The sequence below is a fragment of the Kitasatospora sp. NEAU-CNBT7 genome (genome assembly GCF_057220535.1).
Window position 1 is genome coordinate 103,348 of the sequence record NZ_JBXQQB010000014.1, and the last position, 20,450, is coordinate 123,797.

The following is a 20,450-nucleotide window of genomic DNA, read 5'->3' on the forward strand; positions in this document are numbered from 1 at the left end:
GGGCGCGGGCGGCCGGGGCTCCACGGGCCGGACATCGGCCCGGCGGGCGGCCGCCCTTGCGGTACCCTGACCCCATGCGAACCGTGCGCCTGCTCCTTAGCCGGCCGCGCTGACCAGGACCGGCCGACGCCCCCGGGCGGGGGCCGGAGTCGGCGTGGCGACCCCTCCTGCGAGGGGCCTTTTTGTTTTCAGGCCCGGATCGATGCCCGGTGGCCTGCCCGGGGACGCTGCCCGGTTCGCTTAACGATGACGATGGAGCCCGAAGGACCATGAGCGAGACGACCCCTGCTTCCGGCGCGGCCGACGCCGCCACCGAGCCTTTCCGCTACGGCGCCGCGCTGGCCGCCGAGATCGAGTCCCGCTGGCAGGACCTGTGGGAGAAGGAGGGGACGTTCGACGCCCCCAACCCGGTCGGCCCGCTGGCCGACCCCTCGGCCGGTGAGGTCTCCGCGAAGCCGCACAGCTTCATCATGGACATGTTCCCGTACCCGTCGGGCGCCGGCCTGCACGTCGGCCACCCGCTGGGCTACATCGCGACCGACGTCTACGCCCGCTACCAGCGGATGACCGGTCACAACGTGCTGCACACGCTGGGCTACGACGCCTTCGGCCTGCCCGCCGAGCAGCACGCGGTCAAGACCGGCCAGCACCCCCGGATCACCACCGAGGCGGCCATCGCCAACATGCGCCGCCAGCTGCGCCGGCTGGGCCTGGGCCACGACTCGCGGCGCTCGATTGCCACGATCGACCCGGAGTACTACCGCTGGACCCAGTGGATCTTCCTGCAGATCTTCGACTCCTGGTACGACACCGAGGCCCAGAAGGCCCGCCCGATCGCCGAGCTGGTCGCGCAGTTCGCCGACGGCACCCGCCCGACCCCGGACGGCCGCGCCTGGGAGGCGCTGTCCGCCACCGAGCGCGAGGCCGTGCTGAGCGAGTACCGGCTGGCGTACTCCAAGGAGGTGCCGGTCAACTGGTGCCCCGGCCTGGGCACCGTGCTGGCCAACGAGGAGGTCACCGCCGACGGGCGCTCCGAGCGGGACAACTTCCCGGTCTTCAAGTCGAAGCTGCGGCAGTGGATGATGCGGATCACCGCCTACTCCGACCGCCTGATCTCCGACCTGGACCAGCTGGACTGGCCCGAGGCGATCAAGCTGCAGCAGCGCAACTGGATCGGCCGCTCCGAGGGCGCCCGGGTCGACTTCGCCGCCCCCGGCGACCAGGCGATCACCGTCTTCACCACCCGCCCCGACACCCTGTTCGGCGCCACCTACATGGTGCTGGCCCCCGAGCACGCGCTGGTCGACACGATCGTCCCGGCCGCCTGGCCGGCCGGCACCCACGACGACTGGACGGGCGGCGCGGCCACCCCGGCCGAGGCCGTCGCCGCGTACCGCGCGGAGGCCGCCGCCAAGTCCGACGTCGAGCGCCAGGTCGACGCCAAGGTCAAGACCGGCGTCTTCACCGGCGCGTACGCGACCAACCCGGTCAGCGGCGAGCCGGTCCCGGTCTTCATCGCCGACTACGTGCTGATGGGCTACGGCACCGGCGCCATCATGGCCGTGCCCGCCCACGACCACCGCGACTTCGCCTTCGCCCGCGCCTTCGCGCTGCCGATGCGCTGCGTCGTGCAGCCGACCGACGGCCGCGGCGACGACCCGCACACCTGGGACGACGCCTTCGACACCTACGACTCGGTGATCGTGAACTCGGCCCACGACGGGCTGTCCCTGAACGGCCTGGGCGTGGTCGAGGCCAAGGCCGCCGTCACCGCCTGGCTGGCCGAGCGCGGCATCGGCGAGGGAACCGTCAACTACCGCCTGCGCGACTGGCTGTTCAGCCGCCAGCGGTACTGGGGCGAGCCCTTCCCGATCGTCTACGACGAGGACGGCGTGATGCACGCGCTGCCCGAGTCGATGCTGCCGGTCGAGGTCCCCGTGGTCGACGACTACTCGCCGCACACCTACGACCCGTACGACGCCACCTCCGAGCCCAAGACCCCGCTGTCGCGCAACGAGGCCTGGGTCAACGTCGAGCTGGACCTGGGCGACGGCGTCAAGACCTACCGCCGCGAGACCAACACCATGCCCAACTGGGCGGGTTCCTGCTGGTACGAGCTGCGCTACGTCGACCCGGTGAACAGCGAGAAGGTCGTCGACCCGGCCAACGAGGCCTACTGGATGGGCCCGACCGAGGGCAAGCCGGCCGGCGGCGTCGACCTGTACGTCGGCGGCGCCGAGCACGCGGTGCTGCACCTGCTGTACGCCCGTTTCTGGCACAAGGTGCTGCACGACCTGGGCCACGTCTCCTCGGTCGAGCCGTTCCACAAGCTGTTCAACCAGGGCATGATCACAGCCGACGTGTACCGCGACGGCCGCGGCTTCCCGGTGCCCGCGGCCGAGGTCGAGGAGCGCGACGGCGCCTGGTTCTGGCAGGGCGAGCCGGTCACCCGCGAGGCCGGGAAGATGGGCAAGTCCCTGAAGAACGCCATCGCCCCCGACGCCATCGCCGACCAGTACGGCGCCGACACGCTGCGCCTGTACGAGATGTCGATGGGCCCGCTGGACGTCTCCCGCCCCTGGGACGACCGCGCAGTGGTCGGCTCGTTCCGCTTCCTGCAGCGGCTGTGGCGCAACATCGTCTCGGAGTCCACCGGCGAACTGGTGGTCACCGACGAGACGCCCGACGAGGCCACCCTGCGGGCCCTGCACAAGGCGATCGACGGCATCCGCGCGGACCTGGCCGGCCTGCGCTTCAACACGGCCGTGGCCAAGGCGATCGAGCTGAACAACTTCCTGGTCAAGCGCGGCTCCACGCCCCGCCCGGTGGCCGAGCAGATCGTCCTGCTGATCGCCCCGCTGGCGCCGCACATCGCCGAGGAGCTGTGGCGCCGGCTGGGCCACGAGGAGTCGCTGGCCTTCGCCGACTACCCGGTCGCCGACCCGGCGTACGTGGTGGACGAGACCGTCACCTGCGTGGTCCAGATCAAGGGCAAGGTCAAGGCCCGCCTGGAGGTCGCGCCGTCGATCTCCGACGCCGAACTGGAGGCCCTGGCGCTGGCCGAGCCCGCGGTGGTCGCCGCCATCGGCGACGCCCAGGTCCGCAAGGTCATCGCGCGGGCGCCGAAGCTGGTGAACATCGTCACCGGCTGACGCGCCGTGGGACCCGGACCGGCCGCCACTCCTCGGGGAGGGGCGGCCGGTCCGTTCGTTCGTCCATCCGTATGCCGCTCGGTCGTTCGTTTGTCCGTCCGTCCGTGCGCCGCGCAGGTGCCTGCTCACGGCTCGCCCGTGGGCGGCTCCTCCGTGGGCTCCTCCGTGGGTTTCTCCGTGGGCGCGGGTGGTGGTGCCGGTGAGGCTGCGGCGAGGCGGTCGGCCAGCGTACGGACGTGCTCGACCAGCTCCGGCGGCTCGTGCACGGTGAAGCCGAACCCGAGGACCGCGAGGTGGACGGCCAGCCCGTCGAGAGAGTTGGAACCCGCCCGCAGGGTGCAGCTGTGCTCGTCCAGCGGCTCCACCAGGCCGGAGGTCGGCGGGATCCGCGCCGCGAGGACGTCCGCGGGCGCCCGGACGGTCACCCGGGCCTGGTACCGGTACTGGCCGACGGCGATCTCCCAGGACGCGAACGAGCGGACGTCCTCCTCGGGCGGCCGTCGAGGGGCGAACCGCGGCCCGGCGGGCGGCCGGAGCGTGATCCGGTCGACCCGGAAGTTGCGCCAGCCGGCGCGCCCGGTGTCCCAGGCGACCAGGTACCAGCGGGTGCCGGTGTGCACCAGCCGGTGCGGTTCCACGTCGCGCCGGCTCTCGCTGCCGTCGTGCGCACGGTAGTCGAGGCGCAGCCGTTCGTGCGCCCGGCAGGCGGCGGCGATCCCGGTCAGGACGACGGCGTCCACGGCCGGACCGTTCGAGGCCAGCGCCACCGTGGTGGCGGCGAGCGCGTCGACCCGGTGCCGCAGCCGCGACGGCATCACCTGCTGGAGCTTGGCCAGCGCCCGCACCGACGACTCCTCGATCCCCGACACGGTGCCGCCCGCCGCCGTACGCAGGCCGACCGCCACCGCCACCGCCTCCTCGTCGTCCAGCAGCAGGGGCGGCATCTGCGCACCGGCGCCGAGCCGGTAGCCGCCTGCCACACCGGGCGTGGAGTCCACCGGGTAGCCGAGGCTGCGCAGCTTGTCGACGTCCCGGCGGACGGTGCGGACGTCCACACCGAGGCGGTCCGCGAGGTCCGCACCGGGCCAGTCCCGGCGGACCTGGAGGAGCGAGAGCAGCCGTAGCAGTCGAGCCGAGGTCTCCAGCATGCCGGCCAGTCTGGCACCGATCGAGGACGGATGCCGTCCTCGAGGGCGACCCCGAGGCCGGCCCCGAGACCGGCCCCCGGCAGCCCTGAGCCTTCCCTGATTCTGCGGCGGCTGCGGGCCTCCACCGCCCTCGCCCCGCTGCCGGACCGCTACGGTGGAGGTCTCGGCAGAGCACGGCGGACCGCACGGGCGGCCGGGCCCGGTGGCAGCGGTGGAGGAAGGTGGGCTCGCCATGGACGCGCTCGGAATCGTGGTCGTGATGGTCCTGCTGTTCGGGGCCGCGGTGGTGGCGGCCGCGGTGATCGGGACGGTGAAGGCGGCCAAGGCCGCGGCCGTGAAGCTGGAACGCCACGAGGCGAACGCCCGCCGTGCCGTGGAGAACGTCACGCTGAAGGCGAAGACCTTCACCAAGCCGGGCCCGCACGGCCAACTCGCCGCCGTCCGACTGTCGTTGCGCACCGCACTGGACAGCACCCGGCAGGTGCTCGCCGGCGGCCTGCCGCAGGACGGCCAGCTCGGCGAAGCCATGCAGCTGCTCACCCGGCTCGACGCGCACGCCGCCGAACTCGACGCCGAGATGCGGATGCTGGAACGCGAACCGGACGCCGCCCGGGTCACCGCCAAGCTGGCCGAACTCCGCGAGCGGGCCGGACGTATCACCCACTCCGCGGAGTCGCTGCGCTGGGCGGCCCAGGACCGGATGCGGCGCTTCGCCGACGACGAGCTGAGCCGGCTGACCGACGAGTGCGCCAACGAGGCGGGCGCGCTCCGGCACTGGGACACCGGGGGCGGGGTCGGTGCTGGTGATGCTCAGGCTGGTGCTGGTGCTGGTGCTGGTGCTGGTGCTGGTGCTGGTGGCGGTAGTGGTGCTGGCGATGCCGGTGTTCGTACTGGTGACGGCGGTGGGGCGGGGGCGGACGGCCGGAAGGGGATCGCCGCCGGGCGCCGGCCGAGCGCCGAGGAGGTGCTCGGTCTCGCCGAGCCGCTGGCCCGGCTGGCCGACCGTCTGCGCAAGCCGAACGCCGGCGGTTCGTCCGCCGGGTAGCGCGGGTGGGCGTGGGGGCACGGGTGAGGTGGGTGGGGCAGGTGGGCATGGGTGGTGCGGGTGGTCCGGGGGGTGCGCGCCGCGGCCCACGAGGGATGGCTGCGCTGTCGTCCGCGACCAACGGGGAGTAACCTCCGGCTCATGCCCGGCCACCTCGCTCTTGTCACCGATTCCACCGCCTACCTGCCGCAGGACGCGGTCGACCGGCACGGGATCGAGATCGTCCCGCTCAGTGTGGTCGTGGGTGACGAGGTACTCGCCGAGGGCGTCGAGATCTCGCCCAAGGACGTCGCCGAGGCGCTGCGCGGCAAGCAGCGGGTCACCACCTCGCGGCCGGGCCCCGAGACCTTCGCCGCGGCCTACCGGGCCGCCGCCGAGGCGGGCGCGAGCGGCGTCGTCTCGGTGCACATCTCCTCCGAACTGTCCGGCACGTTCGAAGCCGCCCAGCTGGCCGCCGCCGAGGTGGGCATCCCCGTCCGGGTGGTCGACAGCCGGCTGGTGGGCATGGCGCTCGGGCACTGCGTGCTGGCCGCCGCCGAGGCCGCCGAGGCGGGCGCGGACGTCGACGAGGCCGCCGCGGAGGCCGGCCGGCGGGCCGAGCTGACCCGGGGCTTCTTCTACGTGGACACCCTCGAGTACCTGCGCCGGGGCGGTCGGATCGGCGCCGCCCGGGCACTGGTGGGTTCTGCGCTGGCCGTCAAGCCGTTGCTGCACCTGTCCGGCGGGCGGATCGAGCCGCTGGAGAAGGTCCGGACCGCTTCCCGTGCGATTGCCCGGCTGGAGGAGATCGCCGTGGCCGAGGCGGGCGAGCGGGAGGTGGACATCGCGGTCCACCACCTCGCGGCCGAGGACCGCGCCGAACCCTTGGCGGAACGGCTGCGCGAGCGGGTGCCCGGGCTGCGCGACCTCCAGGTGGCGGAGGTGGGTGCGGTGATCGGCGCGCATGTCGGGCCGGGACTGCTGGCGGTGGTGGTCTCGCCGCGCTGAGCCTCGGGTGCCGGGAGGCGGGGCCTGCTGTGCCGCAAACTCACTCGTCCGAGGTACCTGAGTTATCCACAACCCCTGGTTATCCACAGGGATTTCGAGGTCTTCCGTTCGGTGCCGGCGGCGGGTCTACCGTCCTGGGCATGAGGACCATGACCCCGGGTGCAGCCCGTCGCCGCCAGACCACCGAGACCGTCCGCCACCGGATGGCCAACCTGTTCGCCGCAGCGCAGGACGCGGAGTATCACCCGCCCCGCCCGCAAGTCCTGACGGCCGCGTCCGCACCGGGGAGACCCGGCGTGCCGTGGGGGAGCAAGGCGTCACCACCCGCTCTGGACGAGGACATGGGTGACGGTGGTGACGGTCCCCGGGAGTCGGCGGACGCTGTCCCGGATCCCGGGCCGGAACCCCCGCGTTCGCACCAACCCACGGAGCCCCCGCTCGCCCCGCGCCGGTTGCTGCCGCAGCTGCCGCTGCCTCCCGGGGTCACGCTCGACCGGCGGGCGGTGATCGGGCTGACGGTCCTCCTGCTGCTGGCCGTCGGGTATGCCGTCCAGCACTTCTGGCTGGGCCGCCCGCAACCGGTGACCGTGCCCACGAGCGCGGTCGCCGAGGGACCGGAACGGCCCGCGGGAGCCGGGCCGCCGCCCGCCACCCGCGCAGGGGCAGCGCCTGTCGAGACAGGGTCCTCGCCCGGTACGGATCCGGGCACCGGTGCGGGGATCGCCACCGCCACCGGCACCGGCACCGCCGGTCCCGGCGTCGGCGTCGTGGTCGACGTGGCGGGCCGGGTCGCCCACCCCGGCCTGCGCCGGCTTCCGGTCGGTGCCCGGATCGCCGACGCCTTGGCAGCCGCCGGCGGCCCGCTGCCGGACACCGACACCCAGAGCCTCAACCTGGCCCGGGTGCTGACGGACGGCGAGCAGATCCTGGTCGGCGCCCCGGCCGTCCAGAACGCCGCGACCGGCCCGGCGACCCGAGCCGGGCCACTGAGCCTCAACCGTGCCACCGTCGAGCAACTGGACACGTTGCCCGGGGTCGGCCCGACGCTGGCGCAGCGCATCGTCCAGTTCCGGCTGGAGCACGGGTCCTTCCGCTCCATCGACCAGCTCCGCCAGGTCAGCGGGATCGGCGCCCGGAAGTACGAGGAACTCAAACCCCTGCTCGCCCTCTGACCCCCGAGCCGTCGATCGCCGCTTCACCCCGTCACCGACCGCCTCGGATCCCAGCGAGGTTCCCGCCATCACCCCTCCCGCCATCTCCCTGCCCACAGGCACCCTCCGCACCGCCGGTCTCCCCACCGCGGCCCTCCCCAGAGTCCCCAGAGCCACCCGGCCCCCTCCCGCCGCCGATCTCCGGTTGCTCCTCCCCGCGATCTCGGGCTGGGCCGTCACAGCAGCGGTGCTCGACAGCGATCCGCGCCGCCACCCGCTGCTTCTGCTCGGTGCCGCCCTGGGCGCAGCTCTGGCGCTCGTCCTGCTGGCCCTCCCGGCCCGCCATCGGCGTCAACCCGTACGACTGCTGCTCGCCGCAACCCTGCTCACCGGCGCCGCGGCCACCACGACCACCGTCCTGCACACCGCCGACCTGCACCGCGGCCCACTCCCCGCACTCGCCGACCCACCCGCCGTTCCTGTCCCCGCGTCCTCCGTGCCTACCTCCTCCGTGCCTACCTCCTCCGTCCCCGCTTCCTCCGGCCTGTCCGACCTTCCCCCGGTACCGCCCGACGTGACGGTCGAGCTGACCGTGGCCAGGGACCCGCGCTCCCACAACTCCCCATCCCGCGGTACGGCGGCAGCCAGTCCCGTCCTCACCGTGGCGGCCGTCGTCGACCAGGTCCGCCAGGACGGGCCCGGACAGTCCCGCACGGTCACCACCCGTACCCCGGTCACGCTGATGGTCCGGGTCCAGGACGCCGCCGCCTGGCAACGGCTGGTCCCGTCCACCCGGCTCGGCGCCGACGTGCGGGTGCTTCCCGCCGGCCCCGGCCGGTACGACACCGCCGCACTCCTGCTCGCCCACGGCCCGCCACGGCTGCTCGCGCCGCCGACCCTCCCACAACGGGTCGCCGCCCGGCTGCGGGGCGGTCTGCGGGCGGCCTGCGCCCACCTATCGCCCGACGTCGGAGGGCTGCTCCCCGGACTGGTCGTCGGCGACACCTCAGCCGTCCCGGAGGACCTCGCGGACGCCTTCCGGGCCACCGACCTCGGCCACCTCAGCGCCGTCAGCGGCGGCAACCTCGCCATCGTGCTGGCGGTTCTGCTCGGCGTCCCCGGTCGGTCCGGTACCACCGAGCGCGGCGGGCTGGCCAGGCGGCTCGGAATCCCGCTACGCACCACCGCCCTGCTGGGCACCGCCCTGACGCTCGCCTTCGTCACGGTCTGCCGGCCGGAGCCGAGCGTGCTGCGAGCCGCCGCCACCGGCCTCGTAGGCCTGCTCGCGCTCGCCTGCGGCCGTCCACGCCAGGCGCTGCCCGCGCTGGCCGGCGCCGTCCTCGTCCTGCTCCTCTGGGATCCACTGCTGGCCCGCTCGTTCGGCTTCCTGCTGTCCGTCCTCGCCACGACCGGCCTGCTCACCCTCGGGCCGCGGTGGACGGCGGCGCTGCGCGCCCGTCGCTGGCCGCACCACCTCGCCACCGCCGCCGCCTCGACGGCCGCCGCGCAGGCGCTCTGCGCACCCGTCACCATCCTGCTGGCGCCCCGGGTCAGCCTGGTCGCCATTCCCTGCAACTTGCTCGCGGAAGCCGCGGTCGCGCCCGCGACACTGCTCGGCTTCGCCGCGCTCGTCGTTGATCCGCTCTCCCACCGCGCGGCGGCCCTGCTCGCGGACCTGGCGGCGGTGCCGACCGGTTGGCTGGTCCTCGTGGCCCGTCACGGCGCGGACCTACCGGGCGCCGAACTGGCCTGGCCGGCGGGCCTGCCCGGCGCCGTTCTGCTGGCTGGTACGGTCCTGGCGCTCGTCTGGGCCGCACCTGCCTTGCTGCCGGGCTCCGCCGGCCGCCCACCGGACCCCAGCTGTCCGGATCGTCGGCAGACACCCCGGCTCCGGCCTCGGCCGTGGTCGACACGGTCGGCACGGCCAGGGCATCGAAGTCGCACGCTCCGTCAGCTACCGGCAGTCGTCTGCGCGCTGCTGCTGCCGATCGCGTTGCTGCGACCGCCGGTTCTCAGCAGACTCGCCACCGGCTGGCCGCCGCCGGGGTGGCGGCTGGTGCTCTGCGATGTCGGACAGGGGGACATGACAGTTCTGCCGATCGCCGTCGACACCGCAGTCGTCGTCGACGCCGGTCCGGACCCCAAGGCGGCCGACACCTGCCTGCGCGAGCTCGGCATCACCCGGATCCCGATCCTGATCCTCAGCCACTTCCACGCGGACCACGTCGAGGGACTGCCCGGCGTGCTGCGCGGTCGTCAGGTGGGTGCCGTGCAGACCACCACCCTCGACACCCCGCAGGGCGAGCAGGGCCGGGTCGCCCGATGGGCCGCCGGGGCGGGGGCACCATTGCTGCGCGCCCGCCGTGGCGAGCGCCGGAGCGCAGGTCCGCAGCTGTCCTGGGAAGTGCTCTGGCCCGACGGTGTACCCGGCCCGCTCTTTCCGGGAGCCAACAACGCCAGCATCGCCGTCCTGGCGACGGTCGGCCCGGCCGGTGACGCACTGCGCGTTGCGCTCCTCGGTGACCTCGAACCACCGGCCCAGGCCGAACTGTTGCTGCGCGGCCCGCCCCTCGGCCCGGTGCACGTGCTCAAGGTGGCCCACCACGGCTCGGCCAACCAGGACTGGGCACTGGCCGCCGCCCTGCGTCCGAGACTCGCGCTGATCAGCTGCGGTGCCGACAACCCGTACGGCCATCCGTCCGCGTTCACCGTCGACCGGCTGCGTGCGCAGGGCGCGACCGTGCTGCGGACCGACCGGTCCGGCGACATCGCGGTCGTCGGTACCGGGGGCAGCCTGGCGACGGCCGTCCACCCGCACCCGCTCCGGCAGTGACAGCGATGCGGGAGCGCGCGGCGCGGACGCCGTCAGGCCCGCCGTGGCGTGCCTTCCCCAGCGCCGAGGCCCGAAGCGCCGGGGCCCCCGGCGCGGACCGGGCCAACGGGCTCGCCGGGGTTGCCAGGACTGCCGGGGCTGCCGGGGGCATCGAAGCGTTCGGTGCCCACCACGCGCAGCAGTTGCAGATGGGTGGCGTCCGAGGTGCCGGGCGGCGGGGTGAAGATCAGCAGGCGCTGGTCCTCGGTCGGTGTCAGCAGGGTCTGGCAATCCAGGTCCACCGGCCCGATCACCGGGTGCACCACCCGCATCCGGCTGGACCGCCGGACGGCGACCTCGTGCAGCTCCCACAGCGCGGAGAACTCGGCACTGGCCGCCCGCAGCCGTTCCACCAGCGCGGCCGATGCCGCGTCGCCCGCCCGGCGTGCGACGGCCGCCCGCAGGTCGGCGACGTGCACCCGGCTCCAGTGGTCGTGCTCCGCGACCGGGTAGGCGACGCGGGCGGCGGGGTCGGTGAACCACCGCCATGCCACGTTGCGGTTGTCCGGGTCCAGCGGGCACACCCCTCCGAACAGGGCCGTCGCGATGGCGTTCTGCGCCAGCAGGTCGCCCAGGTCGCTGACGATCTGCGCCGGGGTCTCGGTCAGCTGGTCGAGCAGGTACAGCAGCCCGGGCTTGATGTGCTCCCCGCAGAGCCGTCCGGTCGGCGGACGGTGTCCGGCGAGCAGGAAGAGGTGGTCGCGTTCATCCTCGGTCAGCCGCAGTGCGCGGGCCAGCGCGCTGAGCATCTGGTCGGACGGCTGCGGGCCGCGGGCCTGTTCGAGCCGGATGTAGTAGTCGGCGGACATCCCCGCGAGATGGACCACCTCCTCGCGCCTCAGCCCCGGGGTCCGGCGGCGCGGGCCCTCCGGCAGGCCGACGTCCTGCGGGCGCAGGCGCTCCCTGGATCGGCGCAGGAAGTCGGCGAGTTCGCGGCGGTTCATCTCCATGGCCGCCATCCTGCCTGTTCATCCGACGGCCAGTCAGGGATTGCCGATACCAGTCACGGAACGCAACCGGCCCCCGGCGCGGCACCGGCTCCCGCGGCACCGGCTCCCGCGGCATCGCCCCCGTGGCATCCCCCGTGGCACCGGTCCGGCTGCCCAGGTGCCCGGCAGCCCCGCTACCTGGCAGGCCGCCCCTTGCGGCACCTGGCCGGGCCGGTCAGTCCTCCTCCCGCCACCCCTCGAACTCCGCAGCGGTGTCGTCCAGCTCGGCGAGCTGTTCCGCCGTCCAGCCGCCGTCCTCGGGCGCCTCCAGCACCACCAGCCACTGTGCGTCCTCCGCGTCGTCCTCCCCGGCCAGCGCGTCCCGTACCAGCTCGGGCCGGGCGAGCCCGGGCAGTTGCTCGGCGAGCCGGTCGGCGGCCTCCTCGGCGGCGTCGCGGTCGGGCAGGACGAGCAGCTGGCGGGTGTGGTTCGCGGTCATCGCACCATTGTCCAACCCCCGCTCGCCCGCCCCGAGCAGAGGTCTCCACAAGGTCCGGCACGGATCTCGGCCGGGATCTCGGCCAGGGTCTCGACCTGGGTCTCGGCCATGATCTCGGCCAGGGTCCGGTCCCCGCAGCGGTGCCCACCGCACCGCCCACCGCCGCGTCGACCGCACCACCCCGCCACCGTGCCCGCCGCAGTCCCGGCCGACGTGTCGCGGAGCTGTCGGCGCCGCGTGCGATGCTGGTACGCGATGGCCAGGAAGAGTGCACCCGACGATCTGCTCGCCCCGCTGACCCTCGCGGTCGGCCAGGAGGAGCTGCTGCTGGACCGTGCGGTCGCCGAGGTGGTGGCAGCTGCCCGTGCCGCCGACCCGGACACCGACGTCCGCGATCTCGCCCCCGGTGCCTTGCAGCCCGGCAGTCTGGCGGAGCTGACCACGCCCTCGCTGTTCGCCGAGCGCAAGGTGATCGTGGTCCGGGCCGCGCAGGATCTCGCGGCCGACTCGGTCAAGGAGGTCAAGGCTTACCTCGACTCCCCGGTCGAAGAAGTGATCATGGTGCTGGTGCACGCCGGCGGCGCCAAGGGCAAGGGCCTGATGGACGCGGCGAGGAAGGCCGGCGCCCGCGAGGTGGCCTGCGCCAAGCTGACCAAGGCCGGCGAGCGGCTGGCCTTCGTCCGCAACGAGTTCCGGCAGCTCGGCCGCTCGGCCACCCCGGAGGCCGGGCAGGCGCTGCTCGACGCGCTCGGCAGCGACCTGCGGGAGTTGGCCGCGGCCTGCAGCCAGCTGACCGCCGACGTCGAGGGCACCATCGACGAGACGGCGGTGGCCAAGTACTACAGCGGCCGGGCCGAGGCGACCGGCTTCGAGGTGGCCGACCTGGCGGTCACCGGCCGGGCGGCGGAAGCACTGGAGCGCCTGCGCTGGGCGCTCGCGGTCGGCCAGCCCCCGACCGGTATCACCTACGCGCTGGCAGCCGGGGTCCGCAGCATCGGCCGGCTGGCCACCGTCGGGCGGAACATGCGTCCCGCCGACCTGGCCCGCGAGCTAGGCATGCCGCCGTGGAAGGTCGACCGGGTGCGCCAGCAGATGCGCGGCTGGACGGGGGACGGCGTCGCGGCGGCGCTGACCGCGATCGCCCAGGCCGACGCCGCCGTCAAGGGCGGCTCGGACGACCCGGCCTACGCCCTGGAACGTGCCGTGGTCGCAGTGGCCCGCGCCTCCCGGATGAGCGCCCGCCCCTACTGAGCCCGGTATCGGTCATCCGGCACCGGGTCATCCGGCACCGGGTCACGCGGTATCGCCTCACGCGGCGTCGGTTCGCCCTGCCCCGGTACGCCCGGCGACCGGCTCGCAAGCCGCCCCTGCGACCGGCTCACAGGCGGCCCGGAGCCACCCGTCAGAGCCTGCCGCCGAGTGCCTTCAGCGCGTCCCGGCTGTCGATCAGCAGCGCCTGCCGGATCTCCTCGCGGTCCGGCACGCTGGCGGCCTTGCCCTCCTGGTACGACCCGGACCAGCTCGCGTAGTAGGTCATCCCGGCCTGCCGCACGTACAGCACCTGGGTGAGGTAGTGCCAGGTCTTGTCCGAGCCGGTGGTGTCGTCCAGGTAGCCGATGTACGCGTCGTCGCCGAGGCCCGGCACCGAGCTGATCTCGTACTTGCGCTGCTGGAGCCCGGAGCGCTGCGCCTCGAACTCGGGCCGGGGGTCGACCTTCTTGTGGAACTGCACGTCCAGGTAGATCGAGAAGTAGTCGCTGTCGCTGCTGAGCCGCTTCCGGTACTGGCTGCAGTACATGTCGTCGAGCGCCGTGTGCCGGGTGGTGTAGTGGTACGGCGTGCCGGTCTGCGAGGGGTACAGCTGGCTGAACTTGGCCAGCTTGACGGTGTCGCAGAGGTTGTCGGCCACCTGGTACCCGGCCACGCCGGGGGAGTTGCCGGCGCCGTCCGTGACGATGCCCGGTACGAGCAGGACGGCGGCCGCCCAGACGGCCGAGGCCAGCACCGCGCCGCCCACACCCCACAGCACCCCGCGCCGCCCGCCGCCGGTTCCGCCACCGTTGCCGCCGCCGGGGACCGGACCGCCCGGGCCGGAGGTGCCCGGCGAGGTCCCGGCCGGCCCGTACCCCGTCGCCGCCTGCCGGCTGCCGGGCAGTGTCGTACCGGGCAGCGGACCGCCCTGGCGTCCGAGGTGGGGGCCGCCGGGCTGGTTCCCCGGTGCCTGGCCGTAGGGGGAGGAAGGCACGTTGGGTGGTGGTGGAGTCGACATCGGGGCCCCCAGCTGGCCTGTCCGGTACTGCGGTCGGGCGGTCGAACCGAACCATACCGGTGCCCGTACACCCCGCATCACCGTGCGACCGGCCCACTTCCACCGTCCACCGCGACCACTCACCGCCGGGCGAACCCGCGCCCGCGCCCTCGCTGCGTCGCCCGGATCGCTCCCGGATTGCTCCCGGAACGCCGACAGGCGCCGCGACCACCCGGGGAATGGGGTTCGGTCGCAGCGCCTGTCGGTCTACTGCTGTCCAGCTGTGGTGTACCGCACCCGCGTGGCGAACGCAGGCCGCGTGCGGTACGGAGTCGTGCGCCTCGGGCTTCCGGATAGAGGGCCGGAGCGGCCGTCGAGGCTCGGTCGGCGCGGAGCGGGTAGAGGGCCGCGGATCACGCCGTCCGGTCCGGGCTGGGCCCGGTGGTGCTCACAGGAGCGAGAATCAGGCGGCGGTGTTGACGCGCTTGGTGATCGCCGACTTCTTGTTGGCGGCCTGGTTCTTGTGGATGACGCCCTTGCTCACGGCCTTGTCGAGGGCACGGGAGGCGGCGCGCGCCAGCTCGGTGGCCTTCTCGGTCTCACCGGCGGCAGCGGCCTCGCGGGCCTTGCGCAGGGCGGTCTTCAGCGAGGACTTGACGGCCTTGTTGCGCAGGCGCGCCTTCTCGTTGGTCTTGTTGCGCTTGATCTGGGACTTGATGTTCGCCACGAAGGAGCCTCAGTCTGGTTGGAACGACGGTTTCCGGTCCCCGGCCGTGGCCGGGGGTTTCGCACCTTCGGTGGCCCCGGTCTGCTGAGAGGGCATGCCGAGGCCAGGTGCAGCGCCCCACGTTACCAGGGGCCCCGACCCGCCCCCAAACCGGCGGGCCGCCGCCGTCCGGCCGCGGCGACCGCCGTCCCGCCGCACAGGCCCTAGCCGCGCAGCAGCGGCTCGCCGTAGTGCTCGACCTCGGGGAACGGCTCGTAGAAGTGGTGCAGCAACTCCCGCCACCTCGCGTACTCGGCGGAGCGCCGGAACCCCTCGGTGTGGTCCTCCAGGCTCTCCCAGCCGACCTGGAGCAGGAACCGGGAGCCGCGCCCCTGGTCCAGGCAGCGCCGCAGTTCCAGCGAGCGGAACCCGCGCTGTACCGAGATCAGCGGGCGGGCCAGGGCGAAGGCGGCGAGGAATTCGTCCTCCCGGCCGGGGCGGACGTCCAGCAGAGCGCTTTCGAGGATCATGCCCAGCCATCCTGCCCCACGCCCGCAGGCCCGCACGCCCACACGCCCGCACGTCCCCACAGCCGCCCGCCCGCACGCCCCACGCCCGCCCGTCGGCATCCCCGGAGACCCGGCCCGCGCTCCCGGAGGCCCGTGCCCGCACGCCCCGGAGAGCCCCGCCGCGGCCCCGCCGCAGCGGCCGGGACGAGCTGACCGGCGCCGCGCCCCGGGCTCGTGGGAAGATGGGCGGAACCATATCGATCGGACGAGACCGTCCGGTCGCCGGGAGGACGGTCCGAGACGGCCCGCAGATCCCGGCCCCCGGACCAACGGAGAATCGGACCAAGGTGCCCGCGACCCCCAGCAACGTGCCAGAGCCCAGCCGGACCGACCCGGCGGTGATCCGCAACTTCTGCATCATCGCCCACATCGACCACGGCAAGTCCACGCTCGCCGACCGGATGCTGCAGATCACCGGTGTGGTCGACCCCCGGCAGATGCGCGCCCAGTACCTCGACCGGATGGACATCGAGCGTGAGCGCGGTATCACCATCAAGTCGCAGGCGGTCCGCCTTCCGTGGGCCCCCCGGGCCGGCGAGAACGCCGGCACCACGCACATCCTGAACATGATCGACACCCCCGGCCACGTGGACTTCACGTACGAGGTGTCCCGCTCCCTCGCGGCCTGCGAGGGCACCATCCTGGTGGTCGACGCGGCCCAGGGCATCGAGGCGCAGACCCTCGCCAACCTGTACCTGGCGCTGGAGAACGACCTCACGATCATCCCGGTCCTCAACAAGATCGACCTGCCGGCCGCCCAGCCCGAGAAGTACGCCGCCGAGCTGGCGCACATCATCGGCTGCGACCCGGAGGACGTGCTCAAGGTCAGCGCCAAGACCGGTCTCGGCGTCGAGGACCTGCTCGACCACGTGGTCGACCGGATCCCGGCCCCGGTCGGCGTCAAGGACGCCCCGGCCCGCGCGATGATCTTCGACTCGGTCTACGACTCCTACCGCGGCGTGGTCACCTACGTGCGTGTGGTCGACGGCCAGCTCACCAAGCGTGAGCGGATCGCGATGATGTCCACCGGCGCCACCCACGAGCTGCTGGAGATCGGCGTCATCTCGCCGGAGCCCAAGGTCGCCGACGGCCTCGGGGTCGGCGAGGTGGGCTACATCATCACCGGTGTGAAGGACGTCCGGCAGTCCAAGGTCGGTGACACCATCACCTCGATGCACAAGGGTGCGACCGAGCCGCTGGGCGGCTACAAGGACCCGCGCCCGATGGTGTTCTCCGGCCTGTACCCGCTGGACGGCAGCGACTACCCGCTGCTGCGCGACGCCCTCGACAAGCTGCGCCTGAACGACGCCGCGCTGGTCTACGAGCCGGAGACCTCGGTCGCGCTCGGCTTCGGCTACCGCTGCGGCTTCCTCGGCCTGCTGCACCTGGAGATCATCCGGGAGCGGCTCGAGCGCGAGTTCAACCTCGACCTGATCTCCACCGCCCCGAACGTGATCTACCGGGTGGTGATGGAGGACGGCTCCGAGCACACCGTCACCAACCCGAGCGAGTTCCCGACCGGCAAGATCGCCGAGGTGTACGAGCCGGTGGTGCGCGGCACCATCCTGGCCCCGAACGAGTTCGTCGGCGCCATCATGGAGCTCTGCCAGGCCCGCCGCGGCAACCTCCAGGGCATGGACTACCTCTCCGAGGACCGGGTCGAGCTGCGCTACACGCTGCCGCTCGCGGAGATCGTCTTCGACTTCTTCGACCAGCTGAAGTCCAAGACCCGCGGCTACGGCTCCTTCGACTACGAGCCGATCGGCGAGCAGAGCGCCAACCTGGTGAAGGTCGACATCCTGCTGCACGGTGACGCGGTGGACGCGTTCTCCGCGATCGTGCACAAGGACAAGGCCTACAACTACGGCGTGATGATGGCCGGAAAGCTCCAGAAGCTGATCCCGCGCCAGCAGTTCGAGGTGCCGATCCAGGCGGCCATCGGCTCCCGGGTGATCGCCCGTGAGACGGTCCGCGCGATCCGCAAGGACGTCCTCGCCAAGTGCTACGGCGGTGACATCTCGCGTAAGCGCAAGCTGCTGGAGAAGCAGAAGGAGGGCAAGAAGCGGATGAAGATGGTCGGCCGCGTGGAGGTCCCGCAGGAGGCCTTCATTGCCGCGCTGTCCACCGACGCGGACGCCCCGAAGGAGAAGAAGTAGCACCCGGCCCGACCGGGCCCACGACGCAGGCCGCCACCCGTGACCGACGGGCGGCGGCCTGCGCCGTCCGCGGGCGGAGGTACGGGCGGAGGTACGGGGGAGGGTGCGGGCCGGGGCAGACGGGCCGGGGCCGCTCAGCGCCGGGTGGGGAAGCCCGGCGCGACGGTGATCACCGCGCCGGGGGCGTACCGGCCGACGGTGGCCAGCAGGGTGTCGGTGTCCAGCGGCCAGCCGTTCACCGCCCGGCTGGCGGAGACCAGTTCGGCGTCGACGCCGGTCAGGTCCTCGACCGCCGACCGGCCCAGCGGACCGGTCGGCGTCCCGGGCAGCCGGGCCGCGCCGGGCACCCGGTGCACCCCGACGTACGGCATGCTGCTCCCGTACGGCAGCGGCTGGAGCCACAGCCGCAGGCCGCGGACCTCGGACCAGGGCACCAGCGTGGTGGTGGCCGCGTAGCGCAGCGGGGTGCCGCCGAGCAGGATCCCGTCGGCGTCGACGCGCAGGGCGACCTTGCGGCTGCCGGAGCTGTAGGCCATCACCAGGGCGCCGCCGCCGAACAGGAGCAGCCCGCAGATCCGCAGGACGGTGCCGAGCGGGCCGGTGCCGAAGACGTCGGTGAGCAGCAGGACGGTCACGAACAGCAGGCAGGTCACGAGCACGCCGACGGTGCGGGCGCTCCAGCCGAAGCGGGACTCGTAGACCTCTTCGCCGACCTCTTCGTTGACATCTTCGTTGATCGTCACGGGCTGGATTGTGTCAGTGCGGTGCGCGGTCGGGGAAGATCCCCGTTCGCCGCAGGGGCGTCCGCCGGTCAGCGCAGCGCCAGCACCACACCGTTGACGATGGCCGCCTTGGTCAGCCGGGCGAGGGTGCCGCGGACGGCGGTGGGCCGCATCGAGTCGTCCCGGTGGATCAGCTGGACCAGCGCCTCCCGCCGGCCGAGGCTGAGGCACTGCAGGCCGTACCGGAAGGCGAACGGTGCGGAGGTCCGGCCGGCCAGCCGCTTGCCCAGGTAGAGGCCCATCGGCTGGGCGGTGGCGCAGCCCATCCGGAGGGTGCCGGTGCCGGGGACGGTGACCTCGGCGGCGTCGCCGATCACGTACACCTCGGGGTGCGAGACCGAGCGCAGGTACTCGTCGACCCGGGCCCGGCCGTCCGGGGTGACCGCGAGTCCGGCGGTGGCCGCCAGCGGGTGCGGTTCCATCGAGGCGGCCCAGGCGACCAGGTCGGCGTCGAGGGTCCCGGTGTCGGTGCGCAGTCCGTGCGCGGTGACGGCGGTGACGGGGGAGTGCTCGTGCACCTGGACGCCGAGCCGGCCGAGGACCCGCAGGACGTGTGCCCGGCCCTTGGCGGAGAACCAGCCGCCGACCTGGCCGGCGGCGACGATCCGGACCTGCCAGGCGGGGTGCGCCTCGGCGAGTTCGGCGGCGAGTTCGATGCCGGTGGCGCCGCCGCCGACCACGGCGACGGTGCCGGGCGCGGGCGCCTCGGCGATCCGGCGGCGGATCTCGGCGGCCCGTTCGGCGGTGAGCGCGTGCTCGGCGACGCCGGGGACGCCCTGCCGGTCGGTGCGGCTGCCGAGCGCGTACACCAGGGTGTCGTAGGACAGGGCCTCGCCGTTGTCGAGGAAGACCTTGCGGGCGGTGAGGTCCAGTTCGGTGACCCGGGCGGGGACGTGGGTCACCTGACGGCCGCGGATCACCCGGGCGATGTCGGGGCGGTGCTCGGGGCGTCCGGCGGCCTGCTCGTGCTGCCGCACCCGGTGCCGGAAGCGGGTCTCGGGGGCGACCAGGGTGACCCGGTGGCGGCGGCCCGCCCGGGTGGCCGCGCTGAGCCCGGCGTAGCCGGCGCCGATCACCACGATGTGCTGCTGCCCGGTCATGGTGTCCTCCTCCTTCGGTGCGCGGTGGTCCGCGCGTTCGGGAAGGGGACGACGCAGCCCGTCCGGGTGTGACAGTGACCCGCGTCACATCCCGGGCGCGGTCGGTCAGGCCAGGTGGGTGAGCTTCTCCGGGTTGACCATGACGTACGCGTCGGTGATCCGGCCGTCGCGGACGGTGAACGCCATGACGCCGCCGATCCGGCCGGGCGCCTCGAGGAACACCATCCCCGGTTCGCCGTTGACCCGGGCGAAGCCGAAGGAGGCGGTCGAGCCGGGGACGAAGACCCGGCGGATCAGGCCGAGCACCAGGCGGGCGACCTTGTCGGCGCCGTACACCGGCCGGGCGCCGGCGCTGACGATGCCGCCGCCGTCGGAGTGCCAGACCACGTCGGGGTCGAGAACGGCGAGCAGGCCCTGGAGGTCGCCGCCGGTGGTCGCGGCGGCGAAGGCGTGGACGGCCTGCCGGTGTTCGGCCGGGTCGATCCGGCCGCGCCGGCTGCCCTCGCGGACCCGGCGGCGGGCCCGGGAGGCGAGCTGCCGGGCGGCGTCGGGGGTCCGGTCGAGGGAGGCGGCGATCTCGGTGAAGTCCACCGCGAAGACGTCGTGCAGCACGAACGCGGTGCGTTCGGCGGGGGTGAGCTGTTCCATCACGGCCAGCATCGCCAGCGACACCGACTCGCCGAGTTCCGCCCGGCGGGCGGGGGAGTCCTCGTCGTCGACCAGCGGTTCCGGCAGCCACTCGCCGTAGTAGGCCTCCCGGCGGGCGCGGGCGGAGCCGAGCTGGTCGTAGCAGAGCCGGGTGACCACGGTGCTGAGGTAGGCGCGCGGGTCGGCGACCCGGCCGCGGTCGGCGGCCCGCCAGCGCAGCCAGGCCTCCTGGAGGACGTCCTCGGCGTCGGTCAGCGACCCGAGCAGCCGGTAGGCGACGGCGCCGAGGTACCGGCGGTTGGCCTCGAACGCGTCCTGGAGTGCGTCCTCGGGCGCGTCCTCGGGCGTGTCCTGGAAGGCGCCCGGGGTGGTCCCCGCCGTGGTGGGCGCGTCCGCTCCGGTGGCTGCGGCTGCCGTGGCCGATCCCTCGTCACTCACCCGCCCACGGTAGCGCGGTG

16 protein-coding genes are annotated in these 20,450 nt (G+C 73.6%); 7 read left to right on the forward strand and 9 right to left on the reverse strand.

What is annotated here, in order from left to right; all coding sequences use genetic code 11:
- Positions 1–269 precede the first annotated feature (269 nt).
- Positions 270–3,152, forward strand: coding sequence for a leucine--tRNA ligase (leuS, locus tag AC2TEW_RS19800; RefSeq protein WP_484624670.1), 2,883 nt, complete (start codon positions 270–272; stop codon positions 3,150–3,152).
- Between the two features lie 125 nt (positions 3,153–3,277).
- Here leuS and AC2TEW_RS19805 read toward each other — a convergent pair whose 3' ends face one another.
- Positions 3,278–4,300, reverse strand: coding sequence for a helix-turn-helix transcriptional regulator (locus AC2TEW_RS19805; protein WP_484624671.1), 1,023 nt, complete (start codon positions 4,298–4,300; stop codon positions 3,278–3,280).
- Between the two features lie 232 nt (positions 4,301–4,532).
- Here AC2TEW_RS19805 and AC2TEW_RS19810 point away from each other — a divergent pair, with 232 nt between their 5' ends.
- The 4 genes from AC2TEW_RS19810 to AC2TEW_RS19825 all read left to right on the forward strand — a co-directional run bounded on the left by AC2TEW_RS19810 (position 4,533) and on the right by AC2TEW_RS19825 (position 10,316).
- Positions 4,533–5,345, forward strand: coding sequence for a hypothetical protein (locus tag AC2TEW_RS19810; protein WP_484624672.1), 813 nt, complete (start codon positions 4,533–4,535; stop codon positions 5,343–5,345).
- 141 nt (positions 5,346–5,486) lie between these two features.
- Complete coding sequence (locus tag AC2TEW_RS19815; protein WP_484624673.1) at positions 5,487–6,332, forward strand: DegV family protein; 846 nt, start codon at positions 5,487–5,489, stop codon at positions 6,330–6,332.
- A gap of 140 nt (positions 6,333–6,472) precedes the next feature.
- Positions 6,473–7,504 carry a ComEA family DNA-binding protein gene (locus AC2TEW_RS19820; RefSeq protein ID WP_484624674.1) on the forward strand — a complete coding sequence of 344 codons (1,032 nt, stop codon included), beginning with the start codon at positions 6,473–6,475 and terminating at the stop codon, positions 7,502–7,504.
- Between the two features lie 184 nt (positions 7,505–7,688).
- A complete protein-coding gene (locus AC2TEW_RS19825) occupies positions 7,689–10,316 on the forward strand; it encodes a ComEC/Rec2 family competence protein (protein ID WP_484624675.1) in 2,628 nt (875 codons plus the stop codon).
- A 32-nt stretch (positions 10,317–10,348) separates the two neighbouring features.
- Here the strand turns inward: AC2TEW_RS19825 and AC2TEW_RS19830 are convergent, their stop codons facing one another.
- A complete protein-coding gene (locus AC2TEW_RS19830; protein ID WP_484624676.1) occupies positions 10,349–11,305 on the reverse strand; it encodes a helix-turn-helix transcriptional regulator in 957 nt (318 codons plus the stop codon).
- Positions 11,306–11,519: 214 nt separating this feature from the next.
- Complete coding sequence (locus tag AC2TEW_RS19835; protein WP_484624677.1) at positions 11,520–11,783, reverse strand: hypothetical protein; 264 nt, start codon at positions 11,781–11,783, stop codon at positions 11,520–11,522.
- Between the two features lie 255 nt (positions 11,784–12,038).
- On the opposite strand from AC2TEW_RS19835, the gene holA reads away from it, so the two are divergent.
- Positions 12,039–13,034: a DNA polymerase III subunit delta gene (gene holA, locus AC2TEW_RS19840; protein ID WP_033820964.1), complete on the forward strand. Its 996-nt coding sequence runs from the start codon at positions 12,039–12,041 to the stop codon at positions 13,032–13,034.
- Between the two features lie 151 nt (positions 13,035–13,185).
- On the opposite strand, the gene AC2TEW_RS19845 is transcribed toward holA, so the two are convergent.
- The 3 genes from AC2TEW_RS19845 to AC2TEW_RS19855 all read right to left on the reverse strand — a co-directional run bounded on the left by AC2TEW_RS19845 (position 13,186) and on the right by AC2TEW_RS19855 (position 15,267).
- Entirely contained in the window at positions 13,186–14,028 is an 843-nt protein-coding gene (locus AC2TEW_RS19845) for a hypothetical protein (protein ID WP_484624678.1), read from the reverse strand.
- Positions 14,029–14,494: 466 nt separating this feature from the next.
- The gene (gene rpsT / locus AC2TEW_RS19850) at positions 14,495–14,758 is read right to left on the reverse strand and encodes a 30S ribosomal protein S20 (RefSeq protein WP_033820963.1); all 264 of its coding nucleotides are present in this window, start codon (positions 14,756–14,758) and stop codon (positions 14,495–14,497) included.
- 203 nt (positions 14,759–14,961) lie between these two features.
- On the reverse strand, positions 14,962–15,267 hold the full coding sequence (locus AC2TEW_RS19855) for an antibiotic biosynthesis monooxygenase family protein (protein ID WP_484624679.1): 306 nt from the start codon (positions 15,265–15,267) through the stop codon (positions 14,962–14,964).
- Positions 15,268–15,593: 326 nt separating this feature from the next.
- Here AC2TEW_RS19855 and lepA point away from each other — a divergent pair, with 326 nt between their 5' ends.
- Positions 15,594–17,462 (forward strand): translation elongation factor 4, encoded by a 1,869-nt coding sequence (gene lepA, locus AC2TEW_RS19860; RefSeq protein WP_484624680.1) that lies wholly within the window; start codon positions 15,594–15,596, stop codon positions 17,460–17,462.
- A 134-nt stretch (positions 17,463–17,596) separates the two neighbouring features.
- On the opposite strand, the gene AC2TEW_RS19865 is transcribed toward lepA, so the two are convergent.
- The 3 genes from AC2TEW_RS19865 to sigJ all read right to left on the reverse strand — a co-directional run bounded on the left by AC2TEW_RS19865 (position 17,597) and on the right by sigJ (position 20,430).
- On the reverse strand, positions 17,597–18,205 hold the full coding sequence (locus AC2TEW_RS19865) for a hypothetical protein (protein ID WP_484624681.1): 609 nt from the start codon (positions 18,203–18,205) through the stop codon (positions 17,597–17,599).
- Between the two features lie 68 nt (positions 18,206–18,273).
- Entirely contained in the window at positions 18,274–19,344 is a 1,071-nt protein-coding gene (locus AC2TEW_RS19870; RefSeq protein WP_484624682.1) for an NAD(P)/FAD-dependent oxidoreductase, read from the reverse strand.
- Between the two features lie 105 nt (positions 19,345–19,449).
- Positions 19,450–20,430: an RNA polymerase sigma factor SigJ gene (sigJ, locus tag AC2TEW_RS19875; RefSeq protein ID WP_484624683.1), complete on the reverse strand. Its 981-nt coding sequence runs from the start codon at positions 20,428–20,430 to the stop codon at positions 19,450–19,452.
- Positions 20,431–20,450 lie beyond the last annotated feature (20 nt).